At 70.0% G+C, this 16,931-nt stretch carries 14 protein-coding genes; 6 read left to right on the top strand and 8 right to left on the bottom strand.

Going from position 1 to position 16,931, the window contains the following annotated elements:
• Positions 1 to 44 precede the first annotated feature (44 nt).
• On the bottom strand, positions 45 to 1,046 hold the full coding sequence (locus tag ACLF3M_RS04675; RefSeq protein WP_430655693.1) for a Bug family tripartite tricarboxylate transporter substrate binding protein: 1,002 nt from the start codon (positions 1,044 to 1,046) through the stop codon (positions 45 to 47).
• A 164-nt stretch (positions 1,047 to 1,210) separates the two neighbouring features.
• Between ACLF3M_RS04675 and ACLF3M_RS04670 the strand changes: the two genes are divergently transcribed.
• Together ACLF3M_RS04670 and ACLF3M_RS04665 are read left to right on the top strand one after the other, a co-directional pair.
• Complete coding sequence (locus ACLF3M_RS04670) at positions 1,211 to 2,983, top strand: glucan ABC transporter ATP-binding protein/ permease (RefSeq protein ID WP_430655692.1); 1,773 nt, start codon at positions 1,211 to 1,213, stop codon at positions 2,981 to 2,983.
• Between the two features lie 95 nt (positions 2,984 to 3,078).
• A complete protein-coding gene (locus ACLF3M_RS04665; RefSeq protein WP_430655691.1) occupies positions 3,079 to 3,516 on the top strand; it encodes a CBS domain-containing protein in 438 nt (145 codons plus the stop codon).
• A 35-nt stretch (positions 3,517 to 3,551) separates the two neighbouring features.
• Here ACLF3M_RS04665 and ACLF3M_RS04660 read toward each other — a convergent pair whose 3' ends face one another.
• Positions 3,552 to 4,523, bottom strand: a complete 972-nt coding sequence (locus ACLF3M_RS04660) for a Bug family tripartite tricarboxylate transporter substrate binding protein (RefSeq protein ID WP_430655690.1) — start codon at positions 4,521 to 4,523, stop codon at positions 3,552 to 3,554.
• 11 nt (positions 4,524 to 4,534) lie between these two features.
• A complete protein-coding gene (locus tag ACLF3M_RS04655) occupies positions 4,535 to 5,485 on the bottom strand; it encodes an isocitrate lyase/PEP mutase family protein (protein ID WP_430655689.1) in 951 nt (316 codons plus the stop codon).
• Between the two features lie 73 nt (positions 5,486 to 5,558).
• Here ACLF3M_RS04655 and ACLF3M_RS04650 point away from each other — a divergent pair, with 73 nt between their 5' ends.
• Positions 5,559 to 6,509: a tripartite tricarboxylate transporter substrate binding protein gene (locus tag ACLF3M_RS04650; protein WP_430655688.1), complete on the top strand. Its 951-nt coding sequence runs from the start codon at positions 5,559 to 5,561 to the stop codon at positions 6,507 to 6,509.
• Here ACLF3M_RS04650 and ACLF3M_RS04645 read toward each other — a convergent pair.
• The 4 genes from ACLF3M_RS04645 to ACLF3M_RS04630 all read right to left on the bottom strand — a co-directional run bounded on the left by ACLF3M_RS04645 (position 6,502) and on the right by ACLF3M_RS04630 (position 11,388).
• Positions 6,502 to 7,407 (bottom strand): polysaccharide deacetylase family protein, encoded by a 906-nt coding sequence (locus tag ACLF3M_RS04645; RefSeq protein WP_430655687.1) that lies wholly within the window; start codon positions 7,405 to 7,407, stop codon positions 6,502 to 6,504. The genes ACLF3M_RS04650 and ACLF3M_RS04645 overlap by 8 nt on opposite strands.
• Positions 7,407 to 8,321 (bottom strand): polysaccharide deacetylase family protein, encoded by a 915-nt coding sequence (locus tag ACLF3M_RS04640; RefSeq protein ID WP_430655686.1) that lies wholly within the window; start codon positions 8,319 to 8,321, stop codon positions 7,407 to 7,409. The genes ACLF3M_RS04645 and ACLF3M_RS04640 overlap by 1 nt, the downstream gene beginning before the upstream one ends.
• A gap of 111 nt (positions 8,322 to 8,432) precedes the next feature.
• Entirely contained in the window at positions 8,433 to 9,803 is a 1,371-nt protein-coding gene (locus ACLF3M_RS04635) for an amidase (protein WP_430655685.1), read from the bottom strand.
• A gap of 16 nt (positions 9,804 to 9,819) precedes the next feature.
• A complete protein-coding gene (locus tag ACLF3M_RS04630; protein WP_430655684.1) occupies positions 9,820 to 11,388 on the bottom strand; it encodes an ABC transporter substrate-binding protein in 1,569 nt (522 codons plus the stop codon).
• Between the two features lie 120 nt (positions 11,389 to 11,508).
• Here ACLF3M_RS04630 and ACLF3M_RS04625 point away from each other — a divergent pair, with 120 nt between their 5' ends.
• Positions 11,509 to 12,483 carry a Bug family tripartite tricarboxylate transporter substrate binding protein gene (locus tag ACLF3M_RS04625; protein WP_430655683.1) on the top strand — a complete coding sequence of 325 codons (975 nt, stop codon included), beginning with the start codon at positions 11,509 to 11,511 and terminating at the stop codon, positions 12,481 to 12,483.
• 125 nt (positions 12,484 to 12,608) lie between these two features.
• Positions 12,609 to 13,772, top strand: a complete 1,164-nt coding sequence (locus tag ACLF3M_RS04620) for a mandelate racemase/muconate lactonizing enzyme family protein (RefSeq protein WP_430655682.1) — start codon at positions 12,609 to 12,611, stop codon at positions 13,770 to 13,772.
• A 105-nt stretch (positions 13,773 to 13,877) separates the two neighbouring features.
• Here the strand turns inward: ACLF3M_RS04620 and ACLF3M_RS04615 are convergent, their stop codons facing one another.
• On the bottom strand, positions 13,878 to 14,849 hold the full coding sequence (locus tag ACLF3M_RS04615) for a mannonate dehydratase (RefSeq protein ID WP_430655681.1): 972 nt from the start codon (positions 14,847 to 14,849) through the stop codon (positions 13,878 to 13,880).
• Positions 14,850 to 14,956: 107 nt separating this feature from the next.
• Here ACLF3M_RS04615 and ACLF3M_RS04610 point away from each other — a divergent pair, with 107 nt between their 5' ends.
• A complete protein-coding gene (locus tag ACLF3M_RS04610) occupies positions 14,957 to 16,894 on the top strand; it encodes an ABC transporter substrate-binding protein (RefSeq protein ID WP_430655680.1) in 1,938 nt (645 codons plus the stop codon).
• Positions 16,895 to 16,931 lie beyond the last annotated feature (37 nt).

Below are 16,931 nucleotides of genomic sequence, written 5' to 3'. Positions count from 1 at the left end.
AACGCAATCTGCGTGTGTCCCGGAACTGCGTCGGCCGCGGCGCCCTATTGGTCCGCCGTCGCGCCGGAGCGGCGCACCACCTCGGCCCATTTCGTGATCTCGGCCTTGATGAAGGCGTCGAAGGCGGCCGGGCTGGTGCCGCCGTCGGGCGTGAGGTTGGGCGCCATGCCACCGAGATCCGCGAGCTTTCCCTGCATCTCGGGCTCGCGGAGGATCCGGTTGATCTCGTCGGAATAGCGCTGGACGATCGGTGCGGGGGTCCGCGCGGGGGCCTGCAGGCCGAACCACGCGGTCGCCTCGACGCCGGGAAGGCCCTGCTCGGCCGTCGTGGGCACGTCCGGCATGGCCGGGGTGCGTTCCCGCGTGGTGACGGCCAGCGCGCGCAGGCGGCCGTCGCGCAGGTGGCCGATCACGCTCGGCAGGTTGTCCACCCCGACCTCGATGCGGCCGGCGATCGCCTCCTGCAGCATCGGGCCGGCGCCGCGGAAGGGCACATGCGTCATGTCGATCCCGGCCTCGAGCTTCAGCAGCTCGCCCGTCATGTGCAGCGAGGTGCCGGCGCCGGAGGAGCCGATGTTGAGCTTGCCCGGATTGGCCTTGGCATAGGCGACGAGCTCCTGCAGCGAGCGGACGGGCAGGGAGGGCGTGACGAAGATCGCGTTCGGCACGCGGATCATCAGCGCGACCGCGGCCAGGTCCTCCGGCTTGATCGGCATGCGCGCGCCATAGAGCGCGTAGTTGATGGCGCCGCCGCTGATGGTCTGCATCAGCAGGGTATGCCCATCCGGCGCGGCCTGGGCGACGACCTGGTTGCCGAGGTTGCCGCCGGCGCCGGGGCGGTTCTCCACCACCACGGTCTGGCCGAGCCGACGGCCGAGCGGCTCGGACAGGATGCGGGCGGCGATGTCGGTGGTGCCGGCGGGGGTGAAGCCGACGATGATGCGGACGGTCTGGGTCGGCGACCACTGGCCTTGCGCGACGGCCAGGCCCGGCAGGACGAGCGGGGCGGCAAGCCCCCCGAGGGTCTGGCGACGGTTGAGCGGCATGACGTGTCTCCTCCGCTGGCGCGGGAACTGCCGCCCCGCTGCAGCGCTGCCTTGTACCTGCCCCCGCCCGCCGCTGGTTGCAAGCTGCCGGACCCGTGCCTGTCCTGGCGCCGTGACCCGCTGCCCCGGTGACGGCGGGGCCGGAAGTCGGTAAGGGGCCGGGCATGCATGTCCTCAGGCTTTACGGGCGGGTGCTCGCGCTGCTGGCGCCGGATCGCTGGGTGGCGATCGGGCTGGCCTTCGCGTCCCTGGCGCTGGCCGGCCTGTCCTTCCTGGAACCGGTGCTGTTCGGCCGCGTGGTGGACCTGCTGTCGCGGTCGGAGCGGATGGCCACGGCGGCGATCTGGGAGGAAGCCTTCTCCCTCCTCGCACTGTGGGGGGCGGTCGGGCTTTCCGCCATCGGCGCCAACGTGGCGGTGGCGCTGCTGGCCGACCGGATGGCGCACCGCAACCGCCTGGTGGTGATGGGGCGCTACTTCCAGCACGTGCTGTCGCTCCCTCTCTCGTTCCACGGCGACACCCAATCCGGCAGGCTGATGAAGGTGATGCTGCTGGGCAGCGACAACCTGTTCTACCTCTGGCTTTCCTTCTTCCGCGAACACCTGACGACCTTCATTGCGGCCGGCGTGCTGCTGCCGCTGACGATGTTCCTGAACTGGCGGCTCGGCTTGCTGCTGATCATGCTGGTGGCACTGTTCGTCGTCGTCTCGGTGTGGGTGATCCGCAAGACCGAGGCACAGCAGGGCCAGGTGGAGGCGCTGAACACCCAGCTCGCCGGCAACGTCCAGGACGCGCTGTCGAACGTGGTGGTAGTGCAGTCCTTCTCGCGCCTGAACTCCGAGGCGCGGCTGTTCGGCGACATCGTCCGCCAGGTGCTGGACCGCCAGTTCCCGGTGCTGAACTGGTGGGCGGTGGTGGCCGTGCTGACGCGGGCGGCTGCGACGCTCACGACGATCATGATCTTCGTGCTCGGCACCATGCTGCACCTCGTGGGCAAGGCGTCGGTCGGCGAGATCGTATCCTTCATGGGCTTCGCGACGCTGCTGATATCCCGCCTGGAAGGCGCCGTCGGCTTCGTGGCGCGGCTGGTCTTCCAGATGCCCTCGCTCGAGCAGTTCTTCGCGGTGCTCGATGCGAGGTCCTCCGTGCCGGAGAGGGCGGATGCCATGTCGCTCGGCCGCGTCGCCGGCGAGGTGCGGTTCGACAACGTGGCGTTCGCCTACCCCGGCGGGCCGCGCATCCTGGACGGGATCGACTTCGTGGCGCCGCCCGGGCGGACGGTCGCGCTGGTCGGCCAGACCGGCGCCGGCAAGTCCACGGCCATGTCGCTCCTTCAGCGGCTGTGGGACCCCGTGGAAGGGAAGATCACGGTGGACGGCCACGACCTCCGCGACATCACGCTGGATAGCCTGCGGCGGAACATCGGCGTGGTCTTCCAGGAGGCGCTGCTGTTCAACCGGTCGATCCGCGACAATCTGCTGGTCGGCCGCCCCGACGCGACCGACGATGACATCGAGCGGGCCTGCCGGATGGCCGAGGCGCATGACTTCATCAGCCGCAAGCCCCAGGGCTACGACACGCTGGTGGGCGAGCGCGGCAGCGCCCTGTCCGGCGGGCAGCGCCAGCGCCTGGCCATCGCGCGCGCGCTGCTGAAGGACCCGCCGGTGCTGATCCTGGACGAGGCGACCAGTGCGCTCGACGCCGCGACCGAGGCGCGGGTCCAGAAGGCGCTGAAGGCGCTGATGGCCGGCCGTACCACCTTCATCATCGCCCACCGCCTGTCCACCGTGCGCGACGCCGACGAGATCATGGTCTTCGAGGGCGGCCGGGTGGTGGAGCGCGGCAGCTTCGACGCGCTGGTCGCGCTGGGTGGCCGCTTCGCGGAGCTGGTGCGGACGCAGCTGGCCGGGACCGAAACGGCCGCGGCCCACGCCTGAGCTGCGGCGCGATTGCCGCGCCGCAGCACAGGGATTCCTTGCTTCGTTGCAGGGCCGTTTGGCAGGCTTGCTTCCTCCTGTCGGGAGACAAGGCCATGACCATCGCGAGGATCCTCAAGGGCAAGGGCACCAGGGTCGTCTCCGTCGGCGCGGAGGACGAGGTCGGCGTGATCGCCCGGACCTTGTCCGAAGCCCGGATCGGCGCGGTGCTGGTGCGTGACGGCGCGGGCGACGTGCTCGGAATCGTCAGCGAGCGCGACATCGTCCGGTGCATCGCCGCGCATGGCACCGACGCCATCACCATGCCCGCGCGGCTGCTGATGACGCGTGCGCTGCAGACCGTCACGCCGCGGACGAAGATCAACGAGGCGCTGTCGGTGATGACAGACCGCCGCATCCGTCACCTGCCGGTCATCGAGGACGACGGAAGCCTGGCCGGGCTGGTGTCCATCGGCGACCTCGTGAAGCAGCGCATCGACGATGCCGTCCACGAGGCCGAGGAACTCAGGCATTACGTGGAGACCGCAGGCTAGCTCCTGTCCCGCGGCGGATTTCGGGCCGGGTTGAGCTAGTCGGCCTTGGCGCCGGAGACGCGCACGGCCTCGCCCCACTTCGTCAGCTCGGCTTCCACGAAGCGGCCGAGCTCGGCGGGGCCGGCGACGTCGATCACGACCCCTTGTGACGTGAGCCTCTCCTTCAGCGTCGCGTCCGACAGCGCGGCGCGGACGGCGTCGTAGAGCCGGCCGACGATGGGCTCCGGCATCCGCGCAGGGCCCATCAGCGCGAACCAGGCGTCGGCGGAGAAGCCGGGAATGACCGCCTCCGCCAGCGTCGGCACATCCGGCATCTCCGGGATGCGCTCCCGCGAGGTGACAGCCAGCGCGCGGAGCTGGCCCGTGCGTACGGGCTCCAGCACGGTCTGCAGCGTGCCGAACATCATCTGCACCCGGCCCGCGGTGACGTCGGCCTGCGCCGGCGCCGCGCCGCGATAAGGGACATGGGTGATGTCGGCGCCGGTGCGCGACTTGAACATCTCGCCGACCAGGTGCCCGGCCGCGCCGGTGGAGGCCGAGGCGAAGTTCATCGTGCCGGGCTGCGCCCGGGACAGCGCGACCAGTTCCTGCACGGTGCGCACGGGCACGGAGGGATGCACGACCAGCACGTTCGTCACCGTCGCCAGCAACGCGATCGGCGAGAAGTCGCGCACCGCGTCGTAGCCAGGATTGGCATAGAGAGCGGGGTTCGCACCGTGGCTGGCATTGGTGGTCAGCAGCAGCGTGTAGCCATCCGGCGCTGCCCGCGCCACGGCCTGGGAGGCGATGTTGCCCGCGGCTCCGGGCCGATTCTCCACCACCACAGGCTGGCCGAGGCTGCGGGACATGCCCTCCGCGACGACACGGCCGACGATGTCCGTGACGCCGCCCGGCGGGAAGCCCACCAGCATGCGAACGGGCCGGTCGGGGAAGACCTGCGCGCGGGCCGCCACGGGCACCAGCGCACCGGAAGCCGCAAGCAGGGTACGACGAGAGACGTCGGGCATGGTCGTCCTCCTCAGATCCTTGCCTTCTCCGCTTGGTACTTGCGGAAGAGCTGTTCGGGAAGCAGCAGCTCGTCCTCCAGCCGCTCGAGTGTCTCGTAGTCCATGAGCTGCTTGATGTCGTCGATCGAGGCCAGCAGGTCCGGCCGGTCCACGACCTCGCCGGTTTCGACGCTATGGCGCAGCAGCCGCAGCGATTCCGTCATCGCCTTGATCGCCGCTGCCGGCAGCATCCGAGGCACGCTGACGCGCTTCACGCCGAGCTGCTGCAGGCGCTTCACGGGAATGAGCGGCGTCGTCGGGCGGCTTCGGATGCCGAAGCCGATGTTGATGGAAACAGGGATCGGGATCGCATCCACCAGGCGCTCGATGTCGTCCTCGCCGCGCACGGCGTCGGGGAACAGCATGTCGGCGCCAGCCTCGGCGTAGATCTTCGCGCGCTTCACCGCGCCCTCGATCCCCTCGACGGCGATGGCGTCGGTGCGGGCGTTGATGATGAAGTCGCCGTCGCGGCGGCCCTTCACGGCCGCCTCGATCTTCCTGGCCATCTCCATGGGATGGATCAGCTCCTTCCCCTTCATGTGGCCGCAGCGCTTGGGGAATTCCTGGTCCTCGATGTTGATGCCGACGACGCCGGCATCCTCGAACAGGCGCACGACCTGGAAGACCGTCACGGCATTGCCATAGCCGGTGTCGGCATCGGCCATCAGCGGAATGGAAACGGCGGCCGCCATGGCGCGGCAGGCCTCGACATTCTCGTGCAAGGACATCAGCCCGGTGTCCTGCACGCCGAGCCTGGCGTTGGCGACGCCCGCACCGCTGGTGGAGGCCGTCCGGAAGCCCGCGCGCTCCGCCAGGCGGACCGAGTAGCCGTCATAGACACCGGGGGAGACCACTACCTCCTCGCCCGCCAGAAGCTGCCGCAGCCGCGTCGTCTTGCGCGTCGTGGCGTTGCCCTCAGGCATGGCGGCGCTCCTCTTTTCGATCCTGGCCGCGAACCCTAGCATTCCGGCCGGGACTGGAAAGCTGGAGGACGGGATGCGGTTCGGTCGGCGCGAGGTGCTGGGCGCGGTGGCGGCGGCGCTGGCGGCGCAGCAGGCACGGGCGCAGCTGCTCGACGGCACCGCGACGGTGCTGGTGCCCTATGCGCCCGGCGTGACGGACCGCGAGGTGCGCGCCCTGGCGCCGGCGCTGAGCGCCCGCTTCGGGCGGCCGGTGATCGTGGACAACCGCCCCGGTGCCGGCGGCGCGATCGGCGGACGAGCGGTGGCGACGGCGCATCCCGATGGCATGACGATGCTCTATGCCGCGGCGGCGGTGCTGACCATCCTGCCATTGCTGCCCAATGCGGCCTATGGCTTCGACGATCTGGTACCGCTGGCCCGCGTGACGAACAACACGCATGTGATGGCCGCCCGGGCCGATGCGCCCTATCGCAACTTCGCGGAGTTCGTCGCCTATGCCCGCGCGAACCCAGAGAAGGCGGTCTTCGCGAGTTCCGGCGCCGGCACCGCGGTGCACCTGGCCGGCGAGGCAATGGCCGAGGTCGCGGGGGTAAAGATCCTGCATGCGCCCTTCCAGGGGCTTGCGCCGGCGATGACGGCGGTGTTCGGCGGCCATGCCGATTTCGTCATCGGCCTGCCTGTCGCCATCATGCCCGCGGTGCGCGATGGCCGCCTGCGTGCGATCGCGCAGTTCGGCGCGGAGCGCAGCGCCTTCGCGCCCGAGGTGCCGACGCTGAGGGAGTCGGGGCTGGACCTCGTGCAATCCGTGGACATCGGCTTCTTCGCGCCGAAGGGGCTGCCGCCCGCGCTGACCACCGGCTGGGTGGACGCGGTGCGCGAGGGCGTCGGCCATGTGGACTTCCAGACCTTCGCCGTGCGCTCGCAGGTCAACGCGGCCTTCCTGCCGCCCGATGCCTTCGCGCGCGAGATCGGGAGAGACCGCGACCTCTACCGCACGCTGATCCCGCGCCTCAATCTTACCTGAGCTGCGGCGCGGCCGCCTCGGCGATCCCGTCCACCGTCGTGCACCAGGGCTTCGCGGCCAGTACGCTATCCAGCGCTTCCTCGAGGTACCGGATGCGGTGGGGCTGCCCGACCAGCCAGGGGTGCAGGCCGAGCAGCAAACACCGACCGGCACCGTCCGCGGCATCGGCGGTCAGGCGCGACGCGGCCTCGGCAACGAGCGGCGGCCATTCCCAACTCGGGATCAGCTTCGACCAGAGCATCTGCGCATCGTCGAGCTCGACGGCGACGGGTACGGAGACGATGCGGGGGCTGCTGTTCAGCGCATAGGGCTGCTCGTCGTTGGGCCAGTCCGCCAGCCATTGCAGCCCGGCCTCAGCGACGAGTTGCGGCGTGCGGTAGGACTCCGAGAAGTCCTGCGCGATCCAGCCTTTCGGGCGCGTGCCGGTCGCGGTCTGCACAGCCCCGATCGCCGCGGCGATGGCGGCGCGTTCCTCGGCCTCCGTCATGTGGGACGCATGGATGCGCGTGGCGTGGGAGGGATGCGCGGCGAAATCGTGCCCGCGCGCGACGCAGGCCGCGACGAGCTCGGGGTGGCGCGCCGCGGCGGCGGCGCCGAGCGCGATGGTGGCGCGCAGTCCGCGGGCTTCCAGCGCTTCCAGCACGCGCCAGATGCCGATGCGATTGCCGTAGTCGCGATAGGTGAAGGTGCGCCAGTCCGGCGCGAAGCTGCCCCAGGGCCCCTGGGCGCCGGCGACACGCTTCGTGCCGGGCTGCGGCAGCAGTTCCCAGTGCTCGAGGTGGATGACGGGCGCGAAGGCGAGGCCCTCGCCGTTCGGCCAGCGGAGAGCCGGGCGCGCCGGCAGCGGGCGGTAGGGGTAGTGGGCATGGTCCATGCCCGGCTTGCGTTCGCCCGGCATCACCACTTCCCGTCGGCGGACAGCGCCTCGATCACACTGGGATGGTGGTGATCCAGATACCACTGCGCGATCTCCGCGCCGGTGGCGGGCCAGACCGCCTCATGCGAGAGAATCCAGGCCAGCGCTTCCTCCAGGTACCGCGCGCGATGCGCCTGGCCCATGTTGTAGGGATGCACCGCGACGCACATCACGCGCCCGTTCGTGCGGCCGTCGTCGTAGAGCCGCGCGAACTGGTCGCGCATCATGCGCGCGAAATCCGGCGCCTCCAGGCCCGCGCGGTTTGTCACCGCGTCGTTCAGGTCCACGGTGTAGGGCAGCGAAATCAGGCGATGGCCGCCGCGCGTGCGGATGGGCCAGGGCTGCTCGTCATGCACGAAGTCGCAGAAATAGGTGAAGCCGGCCTCCGCCACGAGGTCCGGCGTGTTCAAGGTGTGCGACAGCGCTGGGCTCAGCCAGCCAGCCATGCGGCCGCCCTCCGTCAGCCGCGCGTAGCTGTCCACGCAATCCGCGATCAAGGCGCGTTCCTCCTCCTCTGGCATGTCCCAGAGGTAGCGCGTGTTGTAGATCCCGTGGCACAGCACGTCCCAGCCGCGGTCGAGCGACGCTTTCATCACCTCGGGGTAGTGCTCGAAGGCCGCGACGCCGAGGCTGAGCGTCGCCTTGATCTTCAGCCGGTCCAGCATCTCCGCCATCCGCCAGAAGCCGACGCGGTTGCCGAAGTCGCGCGTGCCGTAGCCCTGGATGTCGGGATGCGGCGTGCGCGGCCAGGGATCGCGTCTCGCGCCCACCGACGGCAGGTATTCGTAGTGCTCGACATTGGGCACGACCCAGAGCGCGACGCGCGCGCCATCCGGCCAGGCGAGCTTCGGGCGGCGCGGCAAGGGGATGTCGGGGATCCGGTCTTCCTGATTCATCGGCGTCCTCTCCGGAGACGGAGTATTCGCCTACGCGTCGCGAAGGACAACCGATCGCTGTCCTGCCGCGGCGCGGCCCGACGCATCCCACCGGCAGGAGATCACGATCGATCAGATCGGGGGCCAGCGATCCGCCCAGGGATGCACAGCCTCGTACTGGCGCGCGAGTGCCACCAGCAGCCAGTCCTGGCCGAAGCCGCCGATGAGCTGGATCCCGATCGGCAGCCCATTCGGCGCGGGATCGCAGGGCACGTTCATCCCGGGCAGCCCGCCGGCATTCACGATGCCGGTGAAGGCGCGGTGATGGGGCGGGCCGAACTTCGTGGCGTCCCAGGGCAGGGCGCCGGCGCTCGGCGTCACGATCACGTCGCAGTGCCGGAAGGCGCGGGCGAACTGGGCCTGAACCTCGCGGAAGCCGTTCAGCGCCTCGATGTAGTCGGCCGCGGTCAGCGTCGCTGCCTTCTCCATCATCTCCTCGTAGATCGCACCGATCCTGCCGCGCCATTCCTTGCCGCGCAGCAGCCAGCCGAGGCCGGCGGCGGTGATCGTCGGCCAGTTCCTCTCGAAGAGCTCGAGATCAACGGGCATCGTGCCTTCGGTCACGTCGTGGCCGAGCGCCGCCAGCTTGCGCGCCGCGGCCGCACAGGAGGCCGCGACGGGCTCCTCCACCTGGTACTGCAGGAAGCGCGGCACGTAGAGGATCTTCAGCTTGCGCGGCGGCGGCTCCTCATGCGGGCCGGGGACCCCGATGGACAGCCGGTCCTCGTCAAGCGGGCCCTGGATGATGGAAAGCGTGGTCGCGAGGTCGTCCACCGTGCGCGCAATCGGTCCGATCACCTCGGCGTCGTCCAGGATGACGGGCAGGCCGTTGCGGCGGGCGACGCGGCCGGTGCTCGGCTTCAGCCCGACCAGGCCGCAATGGGAGGCGGGCCGACGGATCGAGCCGCCGCCGTCCGTCCCGAGCGTCACGGGACCGAAGCCCGATGCGACTGCCGCCGCGCCGCCGCCGGTGGACGCGCCCGGCGTCAGAGCCGTGTTCCAGGGGTTGCGCGTCGTCCCGAAGGACTTGGTGTCCACGTTGCCGCGGCCGAGGGTGAATTCCGACACGTTGGTCTTTCCGAGGACCACGGCGCCGCCCGCGCGCAGCCGCGCGACCGGCGTCTCGTCCTGCTCCGGCACGTAGTCCAGGTATAGCTCGCTGCCCCAGGCGCAGCGCAGGCCAGCCACCGTGATGTTGTCCTTGATCGAGACCGCTACGCCGTCCAGGGGCCCAAGCGGGGTGCCCGCGGCGAAGCGCGCATCGGCGGCGGCGGCCTGCTTCTCCGCCCCCGCGGCGTCGAGCGTCGCGAAGGCGTTGACCTCGGCGTTCGCCGCGGCGATGCGGTCGAGCACGCTGCGCAGCGCCTCGCTCGGCGTCAGCGCGCCGCTGCGGAAGCGGGCGGCGAGTTCCATCGCGGGCAGCCGCCAGGCGTCCTGGGTCATGCGGTGAGCTCTCCGTTCAGTTGGCGGGCGTGAAGAAGCGCGCCAGCGTCCATTCGTCGGCGCGCGCTGTGTAGGCGATGCTGCCGCGCGTCGCCCAGATGTTGACCTGATAGAGAATGGGCACCAGGGCCTGGTCCTGCATCGCCATCTCGCTGGCCTGCTGCAGCAGCGCGCTGCGCGCGGGATCGTCCACCGTGCCGAGCGCGCGGATGATCACGGCGTCGATCGCCGGGTTGGAATAGCGGCCGCGGTTGCCGACGCCGAGGCCCCGGTCGCGGTCCACCGTCGCAACCAGCGCGCGCAGGGGCGACGACGCCTCGCCAGTGTTGCTGCCCCAGCCCAGCAGCATCGCCGAGAAGGCGTGCTGCGGCGGCCCGCCCTGGGAGAGGATGAGGTTGAAGGGCATGGCCTCGGCTCGGGTCTCGATGCCGATGCGGGTCAGCATCTGGGCCACGGCCTGAAGGATCTTGTCGTCATTCGGGAAGCGGTCGTTGGGGCCGTGCACGGTCAGGCGGAAGCCGTCGGGATAGCCGGCTTCCCGCAGCAGGCGGCGGGCCTGGTCCGGGTCGAAGGCCGGCGGGGTCAGGCGCGGGTTTGCGCCGAAGAAGCCGTCGGCGAGAAGCCCGCCCGCGGGAATCGCCTCGTTCTCCATCAGGCGCTCCGTGATCAGCTGGCGATTGATCGCGAGGGAGAGGGCTTGGCGGACGCGGACGTCGCGCAGCGGGTTGGACGGCAGGGGCTGCCTGTTGCGCGCGGTGGCGTGCGGCGTGACCTCGCGGAACGTGTCGAAGCTGATGAACATCACGCGATTGGAGGTGATGCGCCACAGCTTGATTTCGTTGCGCCGGCGCAGCTGCTCGAGCTGGGTGATCGGCGCCGCCTCGATCGCGTCCACGTCGCCGGCGAGCAGCGCGGCGACTCGGGCGGAGTCGTTCGGCACGATCCGCAGCGTGGCGCGCTGCCATGGCGGCGCGCCGCCCCAATAGCCTTCGTTGCGCGTGACCACGACACGCTCCCCCGGCGTGAAACTGTCGAAGCGGAAGGGGCCGCTGCCGACCATGGCCCGGCCGGCGTTGAAGTCCGCCGTCGTCGCGCTCTCGAGCCGGCGGGGGATGATGTTGATGACGGAGAGGTCCGTCGGCAGCAGAGGCTGCGGACCGCGCGTGCGGATGCGCAGCGTGCGGGCGTCCACCACCTCGACCTCCGCGATGCCGCGGGTGAACTGCGTGAAGGGGCCGGGGCTGTTCGGCACGGTGGGGACGCGGCGCAGGCTGGCGGCCACGTCCTCGGCTTCCAGCGGCGCGCCGTCGTGGAAGGTGACGCCAGGGCGCAGGCGGAATTCCCACTCTGTCTCCGACACCGCGCGCCAAGACTCCGCAAGGCCTGGGATCAGCTGCTGCCGTTCGTCCTGGTGCACCAGCTTGTCGAAGACATGCGCGGCAATCGCGTTGTTCGGCACGAGATTGTGGAAATGCGGATCCACCGAGGTCGGGTTGGAGGCAAGCGCCACGGCCAGTGTCTGCGCCGAGGCCGGCGCCCAACCCAGGGCCACCGCCAGACCGAGCAGCAGGCATCCCCGACGCATTCCCGCCTCCATCCGTAGCAGGCGCAGTCTCCGCGCGTCGCGAAGCCCGCGCAAGCCGCGGATCGCGGCATGGACGCGCTGCGCGGACGGCATCACACTCGCCTGCGTCAGGAGATCGCGATGACCGCCACCCGCCGCACGCTGATCCTCGCCGGCGCCGCCATGGCCGCGCCGGCCCTCGCGCAGACCCCTGCCTTCCCGACGCGGCCGCTGCGGATGGTCGTGCCCTTCGCGCCGGGCGGCATCACCGACATCCTGGCGCGCGCGGCGGCGGAGGGCATGTCGCGCGTGCTCGGCCAGCCCGTGGTAATCGAGTACCGCGCCGGCGCCGGGGGCAACGTAGGCTCGGAGGCCGTGGCGAAGTCGCCGGCCGATGGCTACAGCATGCTCGCTGTCGGGCCGGCGGTGATGGGCATCGCGAAGCCGCTCTATGGCCGGCTCAACTACGATCCGGATTCCGACTTCACCTGCATCGGGCTGCTCGGCGCCCAGGCCAACGTGATGCTGGTCAGCCCGCGCGCCCTGCCGGCGCCGACGCTGGACGCGCTGGTCGCCGCGGCGCGGGCCAAGCCGGGCGAGGTGCCTTTCGCGTCTTCGGGAAGCGGATCGCTGACCCACCTGACGGCCGAGCTGTTCGCGAGCGCGGCCGGACTGCGCATGGTCCACGTTCCCTATCGTGGCAGCCCGCCCGCGCTGACCGACCTGGCGGGCGGCCAGGTCGCGATGCTCGTCGACGCCCTGACCACCGCGCTGCCGCTGCACCAGGGCGGCCAGGCGGGCATCGTCGCCGTCGCCACGAAGGATCGTGCGCCCGATCTGCCGGACGTGCCGAGCCTGGTGGAGCTCGGCTATCCCGGCCTGGATGTGCCGAACTGGTTCGGCGTCTTTGTCCCGGCCGGCACGCCGGCGCCGGCAGTCGCGCGGTTGAGCGCCGTGCTGGCCGAGGTCACGGCATCGGACCCCTACGCGACCTTGATGCGGGCGCGCAGCGCACAGCCCGTTGATCTCGGCGGCCGCTCGCTGGACGCCTTCCTGGCCTCCGAGCGGGCGCGCTGGGCCGAGGCGGTGCGGAGCAGCGGCGCAAGGCCGGACTAGCGGCGTCTCGCCTTGCCGCGCAGCCTTCGTCTAGGATGGGGCATGGGAACGCGGAGACTCACCGGGAGCGCGACGCTCTGCGGCGAGGCACGCACGCCGCGTTCGGGCACCGGTTGAGGCAAGCCATGCGGATCGAACGCCTGCGCAGCTTCATGAGCCGGGACGGCGAGCGGCCGCGGGTGATCGTCGCCGTCGACACCGATGATGGCATCACGGGCTGGGGCGAGTGCTACAACCACGGCCCCGACCGTGCCTTGCCACCGCTGCTGGACTACCTCGCCGGCATGATCGCTGGCGAGGATCCCCGGCGCGTCGAGTACCTCACGCTCAAGCTCGTGCAGCAGGCGCGCTTCCCGCCAGGGGCGCTGGGACTCGCGGCGATCTCGGCGATCGACCAGTGCCTGTGGGACATCGCTGCCAAGGCGCTTCGCGTGCCGGTCTACGCGCTGCTGGGCGGGGCGATGCGCGACCGCGTGCGGGTCTACCAGGGCATTTACACCGCGCACGATCCGGCGATGGCGAAGGACCGCGTCGCCGCGCTGAACGAGCGCTACGGCCTGACCGCCTTCAAGCTCAGCCCCTATCGCCTGGACCTGCACGCGCATCGCTGGGGCGAGGTGACGCGCGCCGCTCATGACTATTTCCGCGGCCTGCGCGAGGTGATGCCGGTGCACTATGAATTCGCCTTCGACGCCCACGCCAAGATCTTCGAGCCCTGGCAGGCCGTCGCACTGGGCAATGCGCTCGCGCCCTTCGACCCGCTCTTCTTTGAGGAGCCGATCCGTCCGGAGCACATCCCGGCCTGGGCCGAGATCAAGTCGCAGATCCGCTGCCCGCTGGCCACCGGTGAATCCCTGTACAGCCGCTATGAGTTCCTGGCGCTTCTGAACGCGCGCGGCGCCGACATCATCCAGCCCGATGTCTGCGTTGTCGGCGGCGTCGGCGAGATGCGGCGGATCTGGACGCTGGCGGAGGCGCATTACGTCACGCTTGCGCCGCACAACCCGATGGGGCCGCTGGCGACGGCAGTGAACCTGCACCTGTGTCTCGCCGCGCCAAACTTCCGCATCCTGGAATACCGCCTGCCGCCCGGCGCGGATGACGGGCGCGACGATGTCGGGACCTATGTGAAGGACCCGTACCTGCCGGTGGACGGGCACCTGCTGCCGCGGCCGGATCGCCCGGGCTGGGGCGTGGAGGTGGACGAGGATTACCTGGCTACCGACCGCTACGTGCATTGGGAGCGGAAGATGCCGCGCAAGCCGGATGGGGGATGGGGGTATCCTTAGCGTCATCCCCTCCATCCCATCCAGCCTACGTGCAGCCGGCTGAAGCCGGCCACTGCGGCCTCGCGGCAGCGCCGCGAGCCCCCGTAAGCGGGGGAGGGGGCCGCATCATGCCGTTGCCTGGATCAGGGCGCGGATGTAGCCGTAGCAGAAGGCGAAGGCGATGCCCTGGGGATCGCGGCCGCTGATATGCGGAACGTGGTCGGGCATCAGCATGTAGGGATAACCGAGCTCGCGGTAGAGCTTCAGCGACCGCACCATGTCCATGTCGCCTTCCTCGGGGAAGGTCTCCATGAAGGACAGGCGCCTGCCGCGGATGTTGCGGAAGTGGACGTTAAAGATCTTGCCGCGCTCGCCGAACCAGCGGATAGCGTCGAAGATCTCCTCGGCCGGGTTCTCCAGCATCTCGCCGATCGTGCCCTGGCAGAAGTTCAGCCCGTGATAGGGGCTTTCCTGCGTGGTCACGAAGCGCTTCAGACCCTCGACCGTGCCCAGCACGCGCGTCACGCCGCGATAGCCCGGCGGGGTGTAGGGGTCGTGCGGGTGGCAGGCGAGCCGCACGCGGTTGGCTTCGGCCACCGGTACGACCCGCGCGAGGAAGTGCTCGATCCGCGCCCAATTCTCCTCCGCCTCAACGACGCCGGCGATGCCGGGTGGGGCGGCCTGGTCCGTCTTCTCCCAGCGGAAGGCGGCATTGCGCGATCCGCCTCGGCCGGGTTCGTCCGGCGTGCGGGGGATGCCGATGATGTTGAGGTTGTACTTGGCGGCGGGGATGCCGGCGCGGGCGATGCGCTCGATCAGGGCGCAGATGGAATCGAGCTCGCGCTCGCGCTCCGGCTCCTTCGCCGTCAGGATATGTGGGCTGTGCTGCTGCTCTATCGTGCGGGACGACAGGGGCAGCTGCACCATGTCTAGCGTCAGCCCGAACCGCGCGACGTGATCGCGGAGGCGCTCGAGGTCCTCGAGGCCCCAGCGATGCGGGTTGCCCGGCGGGTCGGCGCAGAGATGCGTGACGCCGAGCTGCGCCCACACGCGGTAGTCGTCGTCGTCCCGGGCCTGGAGCTGGGTTCCGAGCAGCATGTCGCGACTTTCATCACCGTTCCAGAATGCGGAACCTTGCCGCCCTCCGGGTCGGCGTGCCAGCCTGCACTCTCCCGGGAAACATCGGGTTCGAGGAGGCAACGGCCATGAAGGACGGGAATTTGGGGCGTCGCGCCCTGCTGCAGGGCACGGCGGGTCTGGCCGCGGCGTCGCTGGCCCCCATGCCGGTCTTCGCCCAGGCCGCGGCGAAGGAAGCCCCCGACATCGCCGCCGCCGTCCAGGCCGGCCGCCTGCCGCCGCTGGAACAGCGCATCGGCTCCGCGCCCCTGGTCGTGACGCCGAATGAACCGAACGGGCGCTACGGCGGCACGATCCGCCGCGGCCTGCGCGGCGGGTCCGACCACAACGGCATACTGCGGCTGATCGGCAACCAGGGCCTGACGCGCTGGAACCTGGAATTCACGGACGTCCTGCCGAGCGTCGCGATGCGGTGGGACGTCAGCGCGGATTCGAAGGAGTTCGTCTTCCACCTGCGCCCGGGCATGCGCTGGTCCGACGGCCAGCCCTTCACGGCCGACGACGTCCTGTTCTCCATCAATGACTGCGTGCTGAACAACGAGCTCTACCGCTCGCCACCCAGTCTCTGGGTGATCAATGGGAAGCCGGTGGTCTGCGAGAAGGTCAGCGACACCGCGGTGAAGTTCACCTTCGACGGGCCGTACGGCCTGTTCCTGCAGATCATGGCGACGCCGCTCGGCCAGCATCCCACGCTGTTCCCGCGGCATTACTGCAGCCAGTTCCACCCGAAGTACAACGCGAACCTGGCGGCCACGCTGCGCCAGGCCAATGTCTCGGACTGGGCGCAGCTGTTCCGCCAGCGCTGCGGCGACATCGAGATCCCGTCCCGCTGGGGCAATGCGGACAAGCCGACGCTCGATCCCTGGATGATCGAGGAGCCCTACCAGGGCGGCGCCACGCGCGTGACGATGCGGCGCAACCCCTTCTTCTGGCAAGTGGACGACCAGGGACGGCAGCTGCCCTATGTCGATCGCCTGAACTTCCAGGTCTACCAGGATGTCGAGAGCATGATGCTCGACGTCATCGGCGGCCGTCTCGACATCCAGGAGCGGCATATCGACGTCATCGCGAACAAGCCGGTCGTCGCGCAGAACATGCAGCGCGGCAACTACCGTATGTTCGACACGGTGAACGCCGGCTCGAACTCTATGACGATCTACCCGAACATCACCCACAAGGACCCGAAGATGCGGGAGATGTTCGCGAACAAGGATTTCCGCCGCGCCCTCTCGCTCGGCATCAACCGGGCGGAGATCGTGGAGATCGTGTATCTCGGCCAGTCCGAGCCGTGGCAGTGGGGACCGCGCCCGAGCCATCCCTGGTACCACGAGAAGCTCGCGCGCCAGTTCACCGACCACAACACGCGCGAGGCGAACGCGATTCTCGATCGTATCGGCTACAACCGGCGCGACGCGCAGCGCTTCCGGCTGCGGCCGGACGGACAGCGCGTCTTCTTCTCGATCGACGTCATCACCGCGCTCTATCCCGACAACAACGACGCGCTGGAGCTGATCAAGCGCCACTGGGCGGAGATCGGGATCGACGTGAAGATCAACACGATCGACCGGTCGCTGTACTACACGCGGGGAGACAACAACGACCACGACGTCGCGGTCTGGCCAGGGCCGGGCGGGCTGGAGCCGATGCTCGATCCCCGCGACTTCTTCGCCCAGCACACCCAGGGCACGCGCTACGCCATCCCCTGGGCGATGTGGTACGCCTCCGGCGGCCGGGACGGGCAGGAGCCGCCGGATCATCAGAAGGAGCGCATGCGGCTCTATGACGCCGCGCGGTCCACGCCCGACACGCGCCGGCAAGGGGAGCTGATGAAGCAGGTTTTCGACATTGCCGCCGACCAGTACGAGTGCATCGGCGTGAACCTGGCGCCGAACCTGTTCGGCGTCGCGCAGAACCGCCTGCGCGGCGTGCCGCGGCAGATGCCCTACAGCTGGTCCTGGCCGCACCCCGGCCCGTCGCTGCCGCAGCAGTTCTTCTTCACGTCCTGACGCGGAACAGGGCGGGGGCGCAAGCCCTCGCCCACCA

The sequence above is a fragment of the Falsiroseomonas sp. HW251 genome, assembly GCF_050563545.1.
In the GTDB taxonomy this organism is placed as follows: Bacteria; Pseudomonadota; Alphaproteobacteria; order Acetobacterales; family Acetobacteraceae; genus Falsiroseomonas.
Note: the sequence above shows the minus strand (reverse complement) of the source record. Positions and strands in the feature narration are given on the sequence as shown.